Genomic DNA, 16,603 nt, shown 5'->3' on the forward strand with positions numbered 1-16,603 from the left:
GCCGCCGGCACTATCCCGGCCCACCGGTGACTTCAGAACACGTCCTTCAGCGCACGCACTTTGGCGAAGATGCTGACCTCGTCCGTGGCCAGCTCGGGGTACTGGCGCCGCAAGGTGGCGCGCAGCTCGGGGCTGCGGCAGCGCAGAAACGGGTTGGTAGCCTGCTCGATCGCGAGGGTGGTCGGGGTGGTCGGCTGGTGGCGCTTGACCAACTCGACGACACGGTCGTACTGCCGGCGCAAGGCTTGGTTCTGCGGCTCGAGGGAAAGTGCGAAGCGCAGGTTCTTCTCGGTGTACTCGTGGCCGAAGTAAACCCGGGTGTCGTCGGGCAAGGCCAGCAGCAGCGACAGCGACCGCAGCATCATCGCGGCGTCGCCCTCGAACAGGCGGCCGCAGCCGCCGGCGAAGAGGGTGTCGCCGGTGAACAGCGCGTGTTCCTGTGAGCAGTAGTAGGCCACGTGACCGGTGGTGTGCGCCGGAATCAGGAGCACGCGCAGGGCGAGGTTGCCGATGGCCACGGTGGCGCCGTCCTCCACCCGTTGAGTGAGCCCGGGGATGCGCTCATCGACGCCGTAGACGGCGAGCTGCGGATGGCTTGCGAGCAAGGCCTCGTGGCCGCCGACATGGTCATAGTGGTGGTGCGTCGGGAGAACTGCCGTCAGCGTGGCCCGCTCGCGCTTGGCGGCCTCGATCACCGCTTGCGCCTCGGCGCAATCGACGACCGCGGCCATCTTAGTCGCCTCGTCCACGATGAGGTAGGCGTAGTTGTCCGTAAGCTGGGGGATGATAACGACCTTCATAGCGTTCTTCCTGCCACTGGAGCCTCCACCACCTCAGTCTCGCAGATCACGGGGTAGGACTTCAAACAGCGCGCGGGCGACTCCGGAACGGGCCGTCTTTGAGCCGATCACGCTCTGCAAGATAGCGCACCAAGTCCGGAGGACAACCTGGATCGTCGGGATCGGGCACCAGCGACGAGAACACGATGGCGCGCGTAGGCCGCCGGCGGCTTACGCGCCCACGACCGATGCAGCGTTGAGACGTGCCCCCGTTGCGGGCTCTTCTGCCGCACGCTACCTGGCCTCCAATTGCCGATAAGTGATGCGATCGATGCCAAGGTCACGGATTCGCGCGGCGACGCGGGGACTGGTGAGCGCGGCCAGCTCGGCTTCGCTCTCGTAGTTCGCCGGGCGCCAGCGCCGGGCTTCGGCGTCCAACAACGCCGGATGGCAGTACAGCTCGGTGACGCCGGGCGCCAGCCGCGGCAGCAGCCGCAACAAGTAGGCTTCGGTGAGGTGACCGCTTTGGTGCAAGCCGAACAAGCGATCGGGATGACGCACGCCTTGGGCCGCCAGCCGCGGCCGGGCATAAGCGCTGAGCGCGTTGAACGTCAGCCCTTCGGCGAGCTTGCGGGCGGCGTGGCGGCGGTCGAGCCGCAAGGCCGTTACCAGCGGCTCGCGCGTCAGGCGCACGGCGCGGATGCCGTACTGTGCCGAGAGCGCCACTAACAGGTTGAGGATGGTCGGATGCAGGTGGATGTTGACGTGACCGTCGACGTGCGACAGCGTCAAGCCGGCGGCGAGGAATTTCTCGATTTGTGCACACACCTCTCGGCGCACCTGTTGGCGTACTCCGAGTTTGAAGAAGTAACCCAGGGCGGCGCGGATCGGCTGGGTGCGAAAGAACCCACCCGCGTCAACCAAGTCGGGAATCGCGCGCGGCGGCAGCGTCGCCCGCCCTTGCGCCAACACCAGGTGCAGCCCGACGCTGAGCGCCGGCGCCGCGTGCGCCAACTCGATCGCTTCGGCCGCTGCCGCGCCGTTCACCATCAGGCTGGCGTCGCCGAGGATGCCCTCGCGGTGCGCGCGCAACACCGCGGCGTTGACCCCAGCCGACATGCCGAAGTCATCGGCCGAGACGATCAGGCGCCGGCTCACGTTCAGCCCCGGGCGGCTTCCGGCTTGGCCAGCGGGGGCAATCCCCCGTGCAAGCGCGACAAGATCAGCAACCCAATACCGGCCCACACCAGCTCGCGAATGCGCCGCAAGATGCCCAGCGACAAGCCCTTGGCCACGTCGAGTCCGAGCACGCTGAAGATCAACACCTTGCCGCCTTCCTGCGTGCCGACCTTGCCCGGCACGAAGAACAGCATGGCATCGAGCGCGGCCGAGAACACCTCGATCGCCAGCGCCCGTTCGAACGTGATCGGGACGCCGAGCAGGAACAAGATCAGGTACACTTCGAGCACGCCGAGCGCCCAGCCAATGAAAAAGCAACCTGCCGAGGCGACAAAGCTCCAGCTGTCCGAGGCGTGGAAATCTACAATTGCATCATCGAGCCGCTGCAGCCGGGCGGCGAGCTCGAACAGCGAACGCGGCAAGCCGAGCGCGTGCAACGCCCGCAGCAGCGGCGCAAACAACCCGTTGCGCTGCATCACAAGTAAGAGCGCCGCGGCGGCGGCCAGCACCGCCACCCCGATCAACAGGCCCCGCCGCAGCGGCGGCGGCAGCGGCGTTCGTTCGAGCACCCACAGCAGGCCGACGACGATGAAGGCAACTTGCCCGACGGTCTGGCTGAGCTTGGCGATGGCCACCGAGGCCACCAGCGTGGTCGCCGGTGCCTGCTGGCGCAGCAGCCGAATACGAACGAACTCGCCGCCGAGGGTGGCGGTGGGCGTAACGTAGTTGATGGCGTCACCCGCAATGCGCGCGCCCAACAGCCGCGTGAAGCCGATCGGCGCATCCGAGGATGGAAAGGCGTAGCGCCAGCCCAGCGTGTTGGCCGTGTAGGCCAGCGCTTCTTGCAACACGATCAGGCCGATGCCCCAGCCGACGGCGCGGATGTTATCGAGCACCACCCGCGGCCCAATCTCGCGCAACAGGAGCGCGAACAATGCCACCCCGGCGACGAGAACGGCGCGCTCGAATACTCGCCACCGGCGCGCCGCAACCGTTGGCCCGGCTGGGCTACGCGGCATCTCGCTGAGCGTGCCGGCGCCGGCGTCGTCTGGGTCTCGCTGTTTCAATGCTCGCGCTTCGGCCGTCAGTCGGCATCACGCCAGCGGTAGGCCCAGAGCAAGGCGGCCGCAAACACGTAAGTGCCGAAGGCCGTACCCCACAGGAACCAGTGCAAGCGCCCGAACAGCGCCAGGGCGAACAACAGGTAGGCGAAGTCGCGGTTCATCACGCTCTCGCCCGCCCGCAATACCAGGCGGCGAATGCGGCCTTTGCCGCCGCGCGCCGGGGTTTTGGTTTGTGGCCCCTGCACTGGGCGCAGAAAGCACCAGTAAGTCGCCAGCGCCGCCGTCGCGAAGCCGCCTAACATGAGCGCGACCAACGGCGCGTAATTCTCCGCGGGGTGCTGCCGGTACTGGCCCACGCCCAAAGCGACAAAGATCGCGACGTGGACGATGTTGTCGGTGATGACGTCGAAGTAATGCCCGAAGGGGGTTTCTTGAAACTTCAGCCGAGCCACCTCGCCGTCGCAGCCGTCGATCACGGTGGCGCACAAGAACGTAAAAGTGCCGAGGAGGTCGAGTGCGTAGGTGCCTTGCGCCAGGCTCCACGCACCCAGCAGGCCAATCGTGGTGCCTATGATCGTGATGTGGTTCGGCCGCAGCGCGGTATGGACCAGGCGCCGGCTGAGCCATTGCGAGACCGAGCGATCGAGCCAGCGCGCCAGCGGCCCGTCGCTCTCGGCGGTTGCGGCGCGCAACTGCGCAAACAACGCGGCCTCGGCCGCGCGTGCCGTGGCATCATCCATGACCCGCATGCAGACGGCAGCGCTCGGCGCCACGGGCGGCTCGGGGTCGAGTCCGCGCAGCGGGTTGGCGGCATCGCCGTCGAGTTCGGCCAGCACCGCTGCAGGGCAGAGCACGATCTGCGCCCCGCCCACGCCGCCGAAGGCAACGGGCCGGCCGTTGACGCGGGTGTCGTACAGCTGCGCCAGGGTGTCGCTGGTCACCAGACAATCGCCGGGAACGATAGCCACCTGCCCCTCGCTGATGATCCGTGCCGGTGGCTGAGCGCTGACTTCGACGCGGTGCAGGCGCGGGTCGGCGGCTAGCAGCTGCTGCAGGCGCGCTGGTTCCGCCCCCGGCATCACCACCACGCGCTCGAAGCCACCGCGCAGCGCTCCGAGAACGGTCCGTTGAATCAACGGCAGCCCGGCGATGGGGCGAAAGCTCGAGGCCGTGAGCGGCAAGATCAACGCCGTATTCACAGATGTCGTTGCCTCAGTTGGCCGTTGCCGGTAGCGGCTGCGTGCGGGCATCGTCGGCGTGCGAGGCGTAGGCCAGCGACAACAGCTGCACGCACTGCTCGGCTTCGGCGAGGTTTTCGCCGCGGACGGCGGGATCCGTGATCTCGCGGTGGAAGGCATCGATCACCGCGGCAAACCACTCGGGATGGTGCGAACCGGCGGATAGCGACTGCGCGCAGGTGAACGATTCCTGGCGGCCGCGACGGTGCAGGCTGACGCGATCGTCGGTGACCTCGATGCGTCCATCGCGCCCCTGCAACTGCCAGCGCGTGCGCCGTTCACGACCGGCCCAGGTCAGCTCCAGCCGTCCGGTCAGCGACGGAAACTCGATGGTGCAGAGCGCGCTGTCCTCGACATCGGCGGTGAGGTAGCGCCGCCGCGCCAATTGCGCGCGGATTGCCCGCGGCCGCTCGTTGGCGAGGCCCAGCATCAAGTAGAAGGCGTGCCAGCCGTGATCGACGAGAATGCCGCCGCCGGCCACGGCCCCGTGGGTACGCCAGTTGCTCCCGACCGTGCGGGCGCAGCCGTCGCGCGTGGTCTCGAAGGTGATGGTGGCCAGCGGCCCGATGGCGCCGGTGTCGAGCAGCGCGCGCACACGCCGAAAGGGCTCGGAGTACTTCCAGTTATGCACGGTAAAGAGCGTGACGCCGGCGCGCTCCACGGCCGCATGTTGGCGCCGGTAATCGGCGGCCGAGACCGCCAGCGGTTTCTCGCACAAGATGTGCAAGCCGGCGTTCGCGGCCGCCACGATCAAGTCGGTGTGCAGCGCCGGCGGGGCGGCAATGTCTACGAAATCAAGCGTCGGATCACGCAGTATCTGCTGCACCTCGGCGCCGACCAGGGCAGCGGGCAAGAGCTTGCGCGCCTGCTGCCGGCGCTGCGCCGCGGGCTCCGCCACCGCCACGATCTGCATCTGGCCGCGGGCCGCGCGCGCCTGCCACGCCGGCAAGTGACCGCACTCGGCGACGTTGCCGAAGCCGACGATGGCGCCGCGTAAGGCCGTGCTCATTGCCGGTAGCGTCCGCTGCGGGCGACCTCGGCGAACACCTCGTCGAGAATCGCCACGCCGTCGCGGGCTTCGGTTTCACTCAGGATCAACGGCGGGTTGATGCGAACGCGCGAGAAGTAGCCCATCAGCAGCAGGCCGCGCCGCAACGCTCCCAGGAAGATTTCCTCCGACACCGCGCGTGACAACGGCTCCTTGGTGGTGCGGTTTTTCACCAGATCCATGCCGATAAGCAGGCCGGCGCCGCGCACGTCGCCGATGAATTCGTACTTCTCTTGCAGGCCGCGCAGCTCGTCGAGCAAGACCGCGCCGACGCGGGCGGCGTTGTCGATCAGCTGCTCCTCGAGGATCGTCTCGACGGTGCTCAGGGCGGCGGCCGCGGCCAGCGGGTTGCCGCCGTAACTCGACGAGGACGAACTGGGCTTGGCGAACGGCTGCGCCGCGGTGATCTCATCGCTGGAGATCAACCCCGTAACCGGGAAGCCGTTACCGAACCCCTTGCCGATGGTCATGACGTCGGGCTCGATGCCGCTGTGCTGGCAGCCGAAGACGGCGCCGGTGCGCCCGAAGCCGGTAATCATCTCATCGCAAATCAGCAGCGCCTCGTGTTCGCGGGCGATCTCTTGCACGCCGGTCAGGAATTCCGGCGGCGGCACCACGTTGCCGGCCGTGCCCTGGATCGGCTCGACGATAATGGCCGCGATCATGCCGGCCGTGGTGGTCTTGAGACTCTGGCGCATGAAGTCGAGGCAGAACAGGCCGCAGTCGGGATAGCCGAGCTTGAACGGGCAGCGATAGCAGTCGGCGTAGGGCACTTGGTGCGTGCCGCCCGGCAGCGGCCCCCACTTTTGTTTCCACTCGTCACCGATGAGGCCGATCACGCCGCCGGTCTTGCCATGAAAGCCGCCCCAGAAGCCGACCACTTCATGCTTCTTGGTGTAAGCTTTGGCCAACCGGATCGCGGCTTCAACGGCCTCGGCACCGCCGCTGTAAAGCTGCGTGCGCTTGAGCGCGCCCGGCGCCAACTCGGCGAGCAACTTCATCAGTCGCAGCCGCGGCTCGCTGGTGAAGCTGCCGACCGCAAGCCGCTTGAGCTGGCGGGTGAGTGCGGCCACGAAACGCGGATGCGAGTGTCCCAAGCTGGCGACCGCGACGCCGGCGAAGAAGTCGAGGTACTCGTTGCCGTCGACGTCGATCAGGGTACAGCCGCGTCCCTCGGCCACGGTCAGTTCGGAGAGCTGCGCGATCCGCTGCAAGCCGGGGGCGAGGAATTCTTGCTCGCTCGCGTACAAGGCGCGCGACTTTTGCCCTGGCATTGCACCGGCGACCGGCGCGGGTTGTGAGGCGGCTTTCACCAATCGCTCGATTCACGCTGCGCTTGCAAATGGGCGGCGATCACATCGGCCGCCACAGCGCGGCAAGGAGCGTAGCTAGGCCAATCGTTCAAGTCAATCAACTGAAAACCGCCACCCGCGCAGGCGACGCAATCGCCGCCGTAAACCTCGACTCCGAGCGCGCCGGCGGCAGCGGCCGCCAGTGCCCGCAGCTCAAGCAGTTGTGCGGCGGTCAGTTGCAGCGGGGTTGCGAGCGCCGGGTAGTACGCCAGCCAGCCGTCAGCCACGGCATAGAACTTGATCACCGGGCCGGCAACGTGGCGCTGCAAGACGGCGCGGGCGATGCCGCGCTGGCGCAGCTGTGCCACGGCCGCTGCGGCCGCCGCCGCGCCGCGCACCAACACGACATCGCCGGACTCGGTGGCGTGCACGTCGCCGCGCTTCAGCCAGCCGCCATCGCCGTCGAGCCACGAGGGCCATTGCAGGCCCGCTGCACTAGTACCCAGCTCGATGGTCTCAGGGGCGGCGATGCCAGCCTGACGGAAATGCTCGACCATGCGATGGCGGTGGCAGTTGAGCACCGCCGCTACCGAGTTGATCACCCGCACCCCGGCGCACTCCCACTGGCGCAGCGTGGCCAGGGCGCGCTCTCCCTGCGCCATCGTGAACACGGTGGTGTCGCGCGCCGGCGCGGTCAACTCGTCATCGGCACTGACCACCTGCACCGCGTGTCCGCCCCGCTGCAAGGCGGCCGCCACCGCCTCCAAGATCAGGCGGTCGGCATTGACCTTGCCGGGCGAGAAGACGCGCTCGCGCGCGATGCCAAGGAAACCGCTCATGCGGTGTAGCCGCTGCGGATGAAGGCCTCGGCCGTGACGATGTCTTCGGCGCGATCCACGTCGACGCACTTGGGCACGGGCTGGCCGTAGAGGCGATAGCCCCGCGCAATCAGGTGCCCCAGGAATTGGCGCAGCGCGCTCAAGCCGGCAGCGCGGGCGGCCTCGATCTCGGCGAAGATGGCCGGCCGAAGCGTATAGAAACCGGCCGTGATCAGCGGGCTATCCGCGGCGGCCGCGCCGATGGCGGTGATCCGGCCGTTGTTGTCGCAACGCACCCGCAGGGGCTTTTCGTCGTCGACGAAATCGTTCAGCGCGAGCACGCCGTCGGCATCAGCTCGCTCGGCAGCAGCGCGCGCGAAGGCGCCCACCGCCGCCGGCGCGATGATGGCATCCACGGTGAGGAGGAGGAACGACTCGCCATCCAGATGCGGCGCCAGCGCGAACAGGCTTTCCATCGAACTCGGCGTGCTGCGATGCACGAAGGTGAACGAGAGATCCGGTGCCTGCGCGTGGCAGTAGGCCGCCACCGCCGCCGAGTCCTCGTTGATGATGCAAGCGACCTCAGCGATCCCGGCGGCACGGATGCCGTTGAGGGTGTGCGCAATCAACGGCAGGCCCCCCACCCGCACCAGCGGCTTCGGGCCGTGCACGCCCGCGCGCGCCAGGCGCTCGCCCTGGCCGGCGGCGATGATGCCGGCCTTCATGCCCCCAGCACCTGCTCGAGCTCGCCGAGAGTGTCCAGGCACAAGTCGGCGGGGAGCTGCTCGGGCACGGCTTGCGAGCCGCGTAGCCACGCGGTCCGCATCCCGGCGGCGCGCGCCGGTAAGATGTCCTGTTGCAGCGAGTCCCCGACGTAGAGCGCGGCGGCGGCGCTGAGGCCGAGCTGATCGAGGGCGAGCGTGAAGATGCGCGGATCGGGCTTGCTGACGCCGGCCACGGTCGAATCGATCATCACGGCGAGCAGCGGGACGATGCCGGCCTCGGCCAGCAAGCGGGCGACGTTGCCGTAGAAATTCGACACCACCCCGAGGGTGAAGCGGCGCTGCCAGCGCGCCAGCAACCCGCGGCTATGCGCCAGCGCCGCGGCCGTCTGCGCCACAAACCGCTCGATGATGGCCTCAGCCGCGCCCGCGTTCCCGAGCTGCAAGTACGCAAACTGGCAGTGTACGTGAAACTCCACCGTAGCCCGCAGGTCGAAACTCGGGGCCTCGGGGCAGTGGTAGGCTTGGCGCGTAGCGAAACCGACAGCCTCGTGCAGGCGTTCGGGCGCCACCGTCAACCCGGCCGCGTGATAGGCCGCCGCGAAACGTTCCACCCACGGCACGCCCGGCCCGTCGAGCGTACCGCCGAAGTCGAAGAGAATCGCGCGCAAGCCGTTTAACCGCTCGGTCACCGGTCCTCTAAATCAACTCGACCGCAGCGGCGCAAGACGGCTGCGGGCCGTGGTGATGGCGAGGTCCCCGCAATTGGGTGCGCGACAAATTTGTGGGTAACGTGGTCGGCGGTGGTAGATGCAGGGCGAAATCCGGAGGCAACTCATGCGAACGCGGGTGATCGTGCCGCGGTCGTTTCGGATCGGCGCCGTGCCGCTGCCACGCGGGCCTCCGCTCGCCTGCGGCCAGCGACCCACCTTCGTGGCGATTAACCCAGGCAGATGAAGGGAGTCACCATCTCCTTGACGACCGTGTTGTCCGTATCCGTTCGTCCGGATCGTTTCACAACTTACGAGGCGAGGGTGCATCGGTTGGCCGAGAAGGCGCTGGCGCAGAAGGAGCCGTTCGAATGGGCGGCGCACCAGGTGATGGCGGGCGCGCTCGGCACGATCCACTTCGTCTCCGAACGCCGCGATTGGGCGACCCTGAGCGCGCGCGAGCCGGTCGAGGTCTTGATCCGCAAGATCATGGGCGACACCGAGGGCGCGCAGTTGTTCGATCAGCTCTCGGAGTGCGTGCTCTCGGAACGTTACACCATCGGACAAGAGCGTACCGACCTGAGCTTCCCACCCGCATCGCCAGCCGCGGTCAAACCGTTCGGAACCGTCACCATCGTGCGAGCACGCCCGGGCGGCCAAGATGCGGTCGAGGAGCTGATCCGCAAGGTGGCGCAAGCGATTCCGCTGGTCAAAGACCAGCGCCGATTCCTGGCCTACCAGACCGTGATGGGCAATCTGCGGACCTACTGGGCGGTAGTACCTCTCGGTGATGTGGCGGAACTCGATGCCATGCTGTCGCCGCCTGAACTGCTCACCCGAGCCTTCGGCGCCGAGGGGGCGCTGATTTACCGCAACGGTATCGATGCCGCCGAGAGCATGGAACGGCAGCTCACGATCCTGCGCCCCGAGCTGTCGAATGGCGTCTGGGTACCGGCCATCCAGACCCGCATGGCGGCAGTGCGGCGCGGTGCGGCAACCGTCTCGACCCACTGAGGCCGCCATGAGCCCCGACGAGGGCGGCACCTGCCGCCCGCCCACTGCGCCCCGCGCCCGTGCCCCGCCACGCTGTGAGCCGGTTGCCCCCGGCTGGCAGCGCCGCCAATCCTCTAGTACACACGCGCCATGTCACAGTTGCCACTCGCAGGGCTCCGCATCCTTGCATTCACCCAGCTCGGAGCGGGGCCGTACGCCATGACCGTGCTCGCCGATCTGGGGGCGGAGATCATCAAGGTCGAAGACCCCACCAGCGGCGGAGACGAAGCCCGCACCGTTCCGCCGCATGCCGAAGGCGGGGACGGCTTGTACTTTCAATCACTCAACCGTAACGCACGGTCGCTGACGCTCAACCTGCGTACAGCCGCGGGCCGCGCCCTGCTTCATCGCCTGGTGCAAGTTTGCGACGCGGTCTACTCCAACCCGCGCGGCGACCTGCCCGCCAAGCTCGGCCTCGATTACGATAGCCTCAAGCAGGTGAACCCGAAGATCGTATGCTGCGCCCTGTCGGGGTTCGGGAAAACCGGGCCGATGCGGGCCGATCCGGGCTACGACTATCTGCTGCAAGCCATGGCCGGTTTCATGAGCCTGACCGGTGACCCCGGCACGGCGCCGGCTAAATGCGCGGTCTCGATCGTCGACTTTTCCGGCGGCTTGATGTCGGCCGTCGGGATGTTGATCGGCTTGCTGCGCGCACGCGCGACCGGCATCGGCTGCGACGTCGATGTCAGCTTGCTCGACACCGCGGTGTCGCTGCTCAATTACCTGGCGGTGTGGGTGCTCAACACCGACCTTCGCCTCGAGCGCCTGCCCGACTCGGCGCATCAGACGATGGTACCGTCGCAGAGTTTCGCCACCCGCGACGGCTACCTCGTGATCATGTGCATGAAGGAGAAATTCTGGACGCGCTTGGCCGAGCGCCTCGGACTCGGCCATCTGCTCGACGATCCGCGCTTTCGCACTTTCGCCGATCGTCTGGCGCATCGCGGCGAGTTGGTTGCCATCCTCAAGGACGTGATGCGCGGGAAGACCAACGCCGAGTGGCTCGCCCTGCTGCGCGGGCACGTGCCCTGTGCCGCCGTGGCGACGATCGAGGAGGCGCTGCAAAACGAACAGGTGCTGGCGCGCGAGATGGTCGTCGCCTACGAGCATCCCCGCTTCGGCAACATTCGCGAGGTCGGCTGCCCGATCAAGATCGACGATATCAGGCCGCGTTACGGGCCGGCTTCGCCACTGGGTGCCGATACGGAGGACCTGCTGGAATCGCTGCTCGGCCTCTCGACCGGTGAAATCAGTGCCCTGCGGGCCGCCGGTGCGATCTAAGCCCGGCGGGCGAGCCCGCTGGCTGCGTTACCCGTGTGCCGCCAAGCGTGTCGCGATTTGTCATTCCTGCCCCACGCTCGTGACAATCAACCTGCATTGCCGCCTGCGTATTCTGGTATGCACGTTGCTGTGAGAAGTGGTCTGGCAGGCGGATGTAGCTGTGCAGAGCGCGAAGAAGCTAGCCGTGGAAACACGCTCCGTGCAATGTCCCTCCTGCGGCGCGGACAACCCCGGGGACGCAGCCTATTGTGGGCATTGCGGCACCAACCTGTTGGTGCCACCAACTTGCCCCGGTTGCGGCCGGTCAAATGCCGCAGGGGTGAGGTTTTGTCACGGTTGCGGCGGCCAATTGGGCGCAGCGCAGAAAGACCGCGCGGGGGCTGCGGCGGAAGACGATGCCCCCGATTTGGCCCAACGGGTGGCAGTGGTCGAGAACGAATTGGTCGAGCTGGCGCGCGAGGTGGCGGAGCTCGGCACGCTGCGCGAGCAGTTGCAACGCGCGCTGGACGGGGTGCGCCGGCGCGCGGCAGCGCAAAGTGCGGAGGCACCGCCCGCCGGCGCCGATCAAGCGCAGGCGTCGGCCGGACCCGAACGACAGCGCGATCCGGCAAAGCTGCCCCATGCAACGGTTGCGGCCACCCCCCCGGCCGCATTGGCGACGGCGGCTACGCCTGCGGGCGAGCCGCCGCGCGCCAACCGCGTGGCCGAAACCATCAACATAGTTCATTGCGATGACCAGCAACCCTTCCAAGAAGCGCTGCGGGCCGCGGTCGAGAAGTTCGGACATGCCAGCTATCGCCGTCTCGAAGAGCTAGACGGCGGCGGTCCACCGACCGGCAAGCGGCTGCTGGCGGTGAACCTGTTGAGCGGCGGCGATCCGCTGCGGGTTGTGAGCGAGGCAGCGGTGTTGGGGGTCGAGAATCCCAGCGCGTTCACTTACTGTGCCGACGGCGGCCGCGGGCTGGTGCTGGGTATGGTGGAGTATTTCGCGCCACCGTTCGAGGCGGATGCCTGTGTGACGCGCCTGCTGGAGCGGCCGGCACCGGCGCAGCGCCTACTCGTGGTCAGCGATGCCGTCGATGTCACCACCGAGCTACGCAGCATCCTGACCCGCCTGGGCTGCGCCACCTCGGTGGCCTTCGACGTCCGCCAAGCGCTCGATCTGCTGCCGATGGTACGGCCGGACGTGATTCTGCTGGACCTCAACCTGCCCAAGGGCGAGGCGCTCCGTGTCGCCAGCCGCGTGCGCGCCGACACCGCCTACACCAACGTCAGCTTCGCCCTGATGTGGCACAAGGCGATCGAGGCGGCGACGTTCCGCCAGCACGCCGGCCGCACGACTCGCGATTCAGCGCTGTCGGCAGAGGACTTGCGCCGTGCGATGGCGCGCGAGCTTAGCCCCGGCGGCTCGGCTTTTGTCCCACGGCGGTAGCCGACCAGGCTCGCTCCCCGGCGCTTGCCCTGGTGCGCCATTCCGCCTACATTCGGGGCCATGAAGTGGCATGCACCTCTGGCCGTTGCTCTGATCGCGGCCACCGCCTTGATGGGCTGCGGGGCGAAGAAGCGGCTCTCCGCCGACGAGTATTTTTCCAAAGCGACCAAGGACTTCGAAGACGGCTCTTATCAGCTCGCCATCGAGCAGTACCGCGAGATGCTCGATCAATACCCGTTCACCGAGCATGGCGAAGAGGCGGAGCTCAAGATCGCCCACGGGCACTATCTCGGCGGTAACCTCGCCGAGGCGCTCGCCGCATTCACCGACTTTCAGCGCCGCCACCCGACCAGCCCCCAGCTCGCCTTCGTCGGTTACGTGCTGGGCCAGTGTTACAAGCAGCAAATGGGCACCATTGATCGCGATCAGACCGCATCACAAAACGCGCACAACTACTTCGCCACCGTGGCGCAGCAGTACCCGAGTAGCCCTTTCGCTCAGCTGGCGCGCGAGCAGCTCGCCGATTGCCGCGCTCGTTTGGCGGGGCATGAGCTGTACATCGCCGATTTCTACGCCCAGCGCGACAACCGCAGGGCGGCGGAGATGCGGCTGCTCGCTCTGGTCAGCCGCTACAACGACACCGACATCAGCGCTGACGCGCTGTCGCAACTGGCGCGCATCTACCGCAAGCAAAACGATTCCGAGCGCGCGCTGCTTGCCGATGCAGCGCTGGCGCAGCGTTTTCCACACTCGAAGCCGGCTTCCGGCGCGCGCCGGCGCATTGCGCGCTCGGGCAAGCAAGAGGTGCTCAATGGCGACGACCCCATGCCTCGCCTGCTGGCCGGTCTGCCGCGAACCACCGCCGATCCGTTAGCCGCGCCGGTCCTGGTGCCGGGCATCGAGCCGCCGCGCGAGCGCCCCGTCCCCTCCGCTGTACCGGCGCTCGCCCCGCCCGCCCCGCTGGCCGGCTCGCCTTACTGACTGCCGCCTCTGATTCCACCCTCTGCTTGAGCGCCGACGTCCGGCATGTTGCCGGCAAGCACCTCGTATCCCAAAGGGGAACTCCCGCCAATTGTGATTCCAAGGACTCGACTGCCCTCTCAGGGCAACATGAGGCCGTTCGCGGCGCCAGTTGTGACAATTGCCACTAGTGGCGCCGGCGCACTGCCCGTGACGTGGGCGGGGCGCTCAGGGGATCGTCAGGCCAGGCGTGTTTGGGATAACGCCCTCGTAGCTGCTTGCGGACTTCGGGATAGGTGGTGCGCCAGAAGCTGGCGAGGTCGTCGGTAATCTGCACCGGGCGCTGGTTCGGTGCCAGCAGCTCGATCACCAACGGCACCCGGCCGCCGGCCAGCCGGGGCGTGCTCGTGAGACCGAACAGTTCTTGAATGCGCGCGGCCACCGCCGGCGGCTTGGTGGCGTCGTAATGCACCGCGGCGCAGCGGCCGGCCGGCAGGCGATACTCGGCCGGCGCCTCGCGTTCGAGCGCCGCACGCTGCTGGTGGGAGAGCAGCGCGCGCAAGGCCCCGAGCAAGTCGGCGCTGCGCACTTCGCTGAAGCTGCACCGGCCGAGGCAAAGCGCGGCGACAGCCTCAGCCAGCAGCGCACCGGTGTCTGCCGGCCAGCCCAATTCCGGCAGCCATCGCCGCAAGAAGTCGATGCGCGCCAACAGCTGCCACACGGCGGCGCTGGGGACAGCCGCTCGTGCTGGATCGCCGCGGGCCACGGATGCAAGCACAACACCGGCGCGCGAGCGGTCAACATCGAAGCGCAACTGCTCGTCGAGCACGAGGTCGTGATAACACTGGCGCACGCGCTCGATGACCCGCTCGCGCTCCGGGTCGAACACCAACTCGCTGGTTCGGGTGAAGGATTGTGGAAACATCTCCTCCAGCCAGGCGCGCTCGATCGCGCCGGCGATGCGCACGCGGGCCTCGGAGAGCCGGCGCTGCGCCCCGGCTTCGACCTCGACGGCGACGAACAGCTCGGCCTCGCGCACCACGCTGCTATCCGCGAGCACCACGCCGGTGCCGCCGGTCATCACCCCGCGGGGCGAGCCCGGCGCGCGCCGCCGCACGACCCGATCGGGAAAGCCGGCCAAGGTGCAGCGCATCAATGCCTCGGCGGTGGTTCGCGTCGTCATGCCGGCAACATCAGGCGCGCGCGAGGTGCCGCTCAGCTGCCGCCGCGCGCGCTCGACGGCGCGCAGGCTGCGCGCCTCGAGGCCACGCGCGCGGCACGCGTTCGCCTCGAAGCCGGCCTTGGCGGCGTGTGCAAATAGCTCCATACGTTCGAGCAAGTCCGACTGGCCCGAGGTGGCAGCACGGGAGGCGCCGGCGCCGAAGGCGCGCTGTTCCAGGCAGATGTCGCGCTCCGAGGCCAGCGCCGCCAGTAGCGCGCCGGCCTCGCGGCAGCCGCGCTGCTCGGCTTCTACCAACATACGCCCCAGGCGCGGCGGCACCGACAGCGCTAACACACGGCGGCCGATGTCTGTCAACTTCCCGCTGGCGGTATCAATCGCGCCGAGCTGCACCAGCAGCTGGGCGGCGCGCTGGAGTGCGGGCGCGCCCGGAGGATCGAGCCAGCCGAACCCTTGTACATCGGTCGCCCCCCACGCCCGCAATTCGAGTAGGGTGCCGCTAAGTTCCAGCCGCAACACCTCGGGGGTTTCGTAAGCACGCCGGCCGTTGTGCTCGGCCACGGTCCACAAACGCAGGCAGCGGCCCGGCCGCACGCGCCCGGCGCGGCCCGCGCGTTGGTCGGCGGCGGCGCGGCTGATCGGCGCCACCCGTAAGACATTGAGGCCGTGTCTGGAATCAAAGCGCGCCACACGCGCCAGGCCCGAGTCGATGACGGTGGTCACGCCTTCGATCGTCAGTGCCGTCTCGGCAACGTTGGTCGACAGCACCACTTTACGCCGCGGCCCGCGTTGAATCGCCCGTTGCTGAGCGGCGAGCGGCAAGTCGCCATGCAACGGGACGACGTCGACTTGGTGCGCTGTCGCGATCGGGGCGATGGCTTCGCCGGTGCGGCGAATCTCAGCCGCACCGGGCAGAAAGACAAGACAGTCGCCGCCCTCGTTGGGCTGATCCAGGACCCGCCGCAGCGCCGTGGCCACCCGCCCGGGCAGTGGGCGGTCGTCAATCGCCTCGGCGTACTCGATCTCGACCGGATGGGCCTTGCCTTGCGAGGTCAGCACCGGGCAACCGCCGAGATAGGCGGCGAGGCGTTCGGTCTCCAAGGTTGCCGACATCACCGCGAGTTTGAGATCCGGCCGCACGCTGTCTTGCAGCTCGCGAATCACCGCCAAGGCGACATCGCCTTGCAGGTGGCGCTCGTGGAACTCGTCGAGCACGACGATGCCGACCGCTTCCAGGAAGGGGTCACTCAACAACTGCCGGCCGAGCACACCCTCGGTGACAAACCACAGCCGCGTAGCCGCGCCACCGCGGGACTCGAAGCGCACGCGATAGCCGACCACACCGCCGACTTTGCCGCCGCGTTCGGCGGCGACGAACTCGGCGGCAGCCCGCGCCGCAATGCGCCGCGGCTCCAGCACCACCACCGTCTTGTCGCCGGCCAGCCCGGCGTCGAGCAGGGCCGCCGGCACGCGCGTGGTCTTGCCCGCCCCGGGCGGTGCCCGCAGCACCAGCCGGCGGCCGCCAGCCAATGCGGCAACGATGTCGGGCAACAACGGATCAATCGGCAGTGGTTGCACGCCGCGACTCAAGCCGCTCGCCCGGTCGGAGTCAATCAAGCGGGCCAATGACCGCGGAGCGGGCCAATGACCGCGGAGCGGGCCGATGACCGCCGCGGCAGCGCGCACCGGGTGCGCGACGAATTTGTGGGTAACGTGGTTCGGTGTTATGGCCGTCATTCCCGCGAAAGCGGGAATCCAGTTTGGCGTTTGGCGCTATGGACAAGCAGTTCTGCGTTTACATCCTGGCCAGCAAACGGAACGGCACGCTGTACATTGGGGTGACC

Annotated in this window: 14 protein-coding genes; 4 read left to right on the forward strand and 10 right to left on the reverse strand. The window is 68.0% G+C overall.

The window, feature by feature from the left end:
• Positions 1 to 32: 32 nt before the first annotated feature.
• The 9 genes from gloB to HY699_02530 all read right to left on the reverse strand — a co-directional run bounded on the left by gloB (position 33) and on the right by HY699_02530 (position 8,832).
• Positions 33 to 800, reverse strand: a complete 768-nt coding sequence (gene gloB, locus HY699_02490) for a hydroxyacylglutathione hydrolase (protein MBI4514670.1) — start codon at positions 798 to 800, stop codon at positions 33 to 35.
• 273 nt (positions 801 to 1,073) lie between these two features.
• Positions 1,074 to 1,937: a hopanoid biosynthesis-associated protein HpnK gene (gene hpnK, locus HY699_02495; GenBank protein MBI4514671.1), complete on the reverse strand. Its 864-nt coding sequence runs from the start codon at positions 1,935 to 1,937 to the stop codon at positions 1,074 to 1,076.
• A 2-nt stretch (positions 1,938 to 1,939) separates the two neighbouring features.
• Positions 1,940 to 3,025: a flippase-like domain-containing protein gene (locus HY699_02500; GenBank protein ID MBI4514672.1), complete on the reverse strand. Its 1,086-nt coding sequence runs from the start codon at positions 3,023 to 3,025 to the stop codon at positions 1,940 to 1,942.
• Between the two features lie 17 nt (positions 3,026 to 3,042).
• Positions 3,043 to 4,221 (reverse strand): CDP-alcohol phosphatidyltransferase family protein, encoded by a 1,179-nt coding sequence (locus HY699_02505; GenBank protein ID MBI4514673.1) that lies wholly within the window; start codon positions 4,219 to 4,221, stop codon positions 3,043 to 3,045.
• A 13-nt stretch (positions 4,222 to 4,234) separates the two neighbouring features.
• On the reverse strand, positions 4,235 to 5,269 hold the full coding sequence (locus tag HY699_02510; protein MBI4514674.1) for a Gfo/Idh/MocA family oxidoreductase: 1,035 nt from the start codon (positions 5,267 to 5,269) through the stop codon (positions 4,235 to 4,237).
• Positions 5,266 to 6,582 (reverse strand): aspartate aminotransferase family protein, encoded by a 1,317-nt coding sequence (locus HY699_02515; GenBank protein ID MBI4514675.1) that lies wholly within the window; start codon positions 6,580 to 6,582, stop codon positions 5,266 to 5,268. Before HY699_02515 ends, HY699_02510 begins: the two co-directional genes overlap by 4 nt.
• Before the next feature lie 35 nt (positions 6,583 to 6,617).
• Positions 6,618 to 7,439, reverse strand: coding sequence for a hypothetical protein (locus HY699_02520; protein MBI4514676.1), 822 nt, complete (start codon positions 7,437 to 7,439; stop codon positions 6,618 to 6,620).
• Positions 7,436 to 8,143 carry an NTP transferase domain-containing protein gene (locus HY699_02525; GenBank protein MBI4514677.1) on the reverse strand — a complete coding sequence of 236 codons (708 nt, stop codon included), beginning with the start codon at positions 8,141 to 8,143 and terminating at the stop codon, positions 7,436 to 7,438. The genes HY699_02520 and HY699_02525 overlap by 4 nt, the downstream gene beginning before the upstream one ends.
• A complete protein-coding gene (locus tag HY699_02530; GenBank protein ID MBI4514678.1) occupies positions 8,140 to 8,832 on the reverse strand; it encodes an HAD family hydrolase in 693 nt (230 codons plus the stop codon). The genes HY699_02525 and HY699_02530 overlap by 4 nt, the downstream gene beginning before the upstream one ends.
• A 342-nt stretch (positions 8,833 to 9,174) precedes the next feature.
• Between HY699_02530 and HY699_02535 the strand changes: the two genes are divergently transcribed.
• From HY699_02535 to bamD, 4 genes are all read left to right on the forward strand, one after another.
• A complete protein-coding gene (locus HY699_02535) occupies positions 9,175 to 9,864 on the forward strand; it encodes a hypothetical protein (protein ID MBI4514679.1) in 690 nt (229 codons plus the stop codon).
• A 129-nt stretch (positions 9,865 to 9,993) separates the two neighbouring features.
• Positions 9,994 to 11,187: a CoA transferase gene (locus HY699_02540; protein MBI4514680.1), complete on the forward strand. Its 1,194-nt coding sequence runs from the start codon at positions 9,994 to 9,996 to the stop codon at positions 11,185 to 11,187.
• Between the two features lie 184 nt (positions 11,188 to 11,371).
• Positions 11,372 to 12,619: a zinc ribbon domain-containing protein gene (locus tag HY699_02545; protein ID MBI4514681.1), complete on the forward strand. Its 1,248-nt coding sequence runs from the start codon at positions 11,372 to 11,374 to the stop codon at positions 12,617 to 12,619.
• A gap of 60 nt (positions 12,620 to 12,679) precedes the next feature.
• The gene (gene bamD, locus HY699_02550; protein ID MBI4514682.1) at positions 12,680 to 13,600 is read left to right on the forward strand and encodes an outer membrane protein assembly factor BamD; all 921 of its coding nucleotides are present in this window, start codon (positions 12,680 to 12,682) and stop codon (positions 13,598 to 13,600) included.
• 166 nt (positions 13,601 to 13,766) lie between these two features.
• Here bamD and hrpB read toward each other — a convergent pair whose 3' ends face one another.
• Entirely contained in the window at positions 13,767 to 16,337 is a 2,571-nt protein-coding gene (hrpB, locus tag HY699_02555) for an ATP-dependent helicase HrpB (protein MBI4514683.1), read from the reverse strand.
• Between the last annotated feature and the right edge of the window lie 266 nt (positions 16,338 to 16,603).

The sequence above is a fragment of the Deltaproteobacteria bacterium genome (assembly GCA_016210005.1).
In the GTDB taxonomy this organism is placed as follows: Bacteria; Desulfobacterota; Binatia; order HRBIN30; family JACQVA1; genus JACQVA1.

What these genes read in the sequence shown, in the direction of transcription:
- gloB (MBI4514670.1), bottom strand. Translation starts at nt 800, where the DNA reads ATGAAGGTCGTTATCATCCCCCAGCTTACGGACAACTACGCCTACCTC.
- HY699_02510 (MBI4514674.1), bottom strand. Translation starts at nt 5,269, where the DNA reads ATGAGCACGGCCTTACGCGGCGCCATCGTCGGCTTCGGCAACGTCGCC.
- HY699_02515 (MBI4514675.1), bottom strand. Translation starts at nt 6,582, where the DNA reads ATGCCAGGGCAAAAGTCGCGCGCCTTGTACGCGAGCGAGCAAGAATTC.
- HY699_02520 (MBI4514676.1), bottom strand. Translation starts at nt 7,439, where the DNA reads ATGAGCGGTTTCCTTGGCATCGCGCGCGAGCGCGTCTTCTCGCCCGGC.
- HY699_02525 (MBI4514677.1), bottom strand. Translation starts at nt 8,143, where the DNA reads ATGAAGGCCGGCATCATCGCCGCCGGCCAGGGCGAGCGCCTGGCGCGC.
- HY699_02540 (MBI4514680.1), top strand. Translation starts at nt 9,994, where the DNA reads ATGTCACAGTTGCCACTCGCAGGGCTCCGCATCCTTGCATTCACCCAG.
- bamD (MBI4514682.1), top strand. Translation starts at nt 12,680, where the DNA reads ATGAAGTGGCATGCACCTCTGGCCGTTGCTCTGATCGCGGCCACCGCC.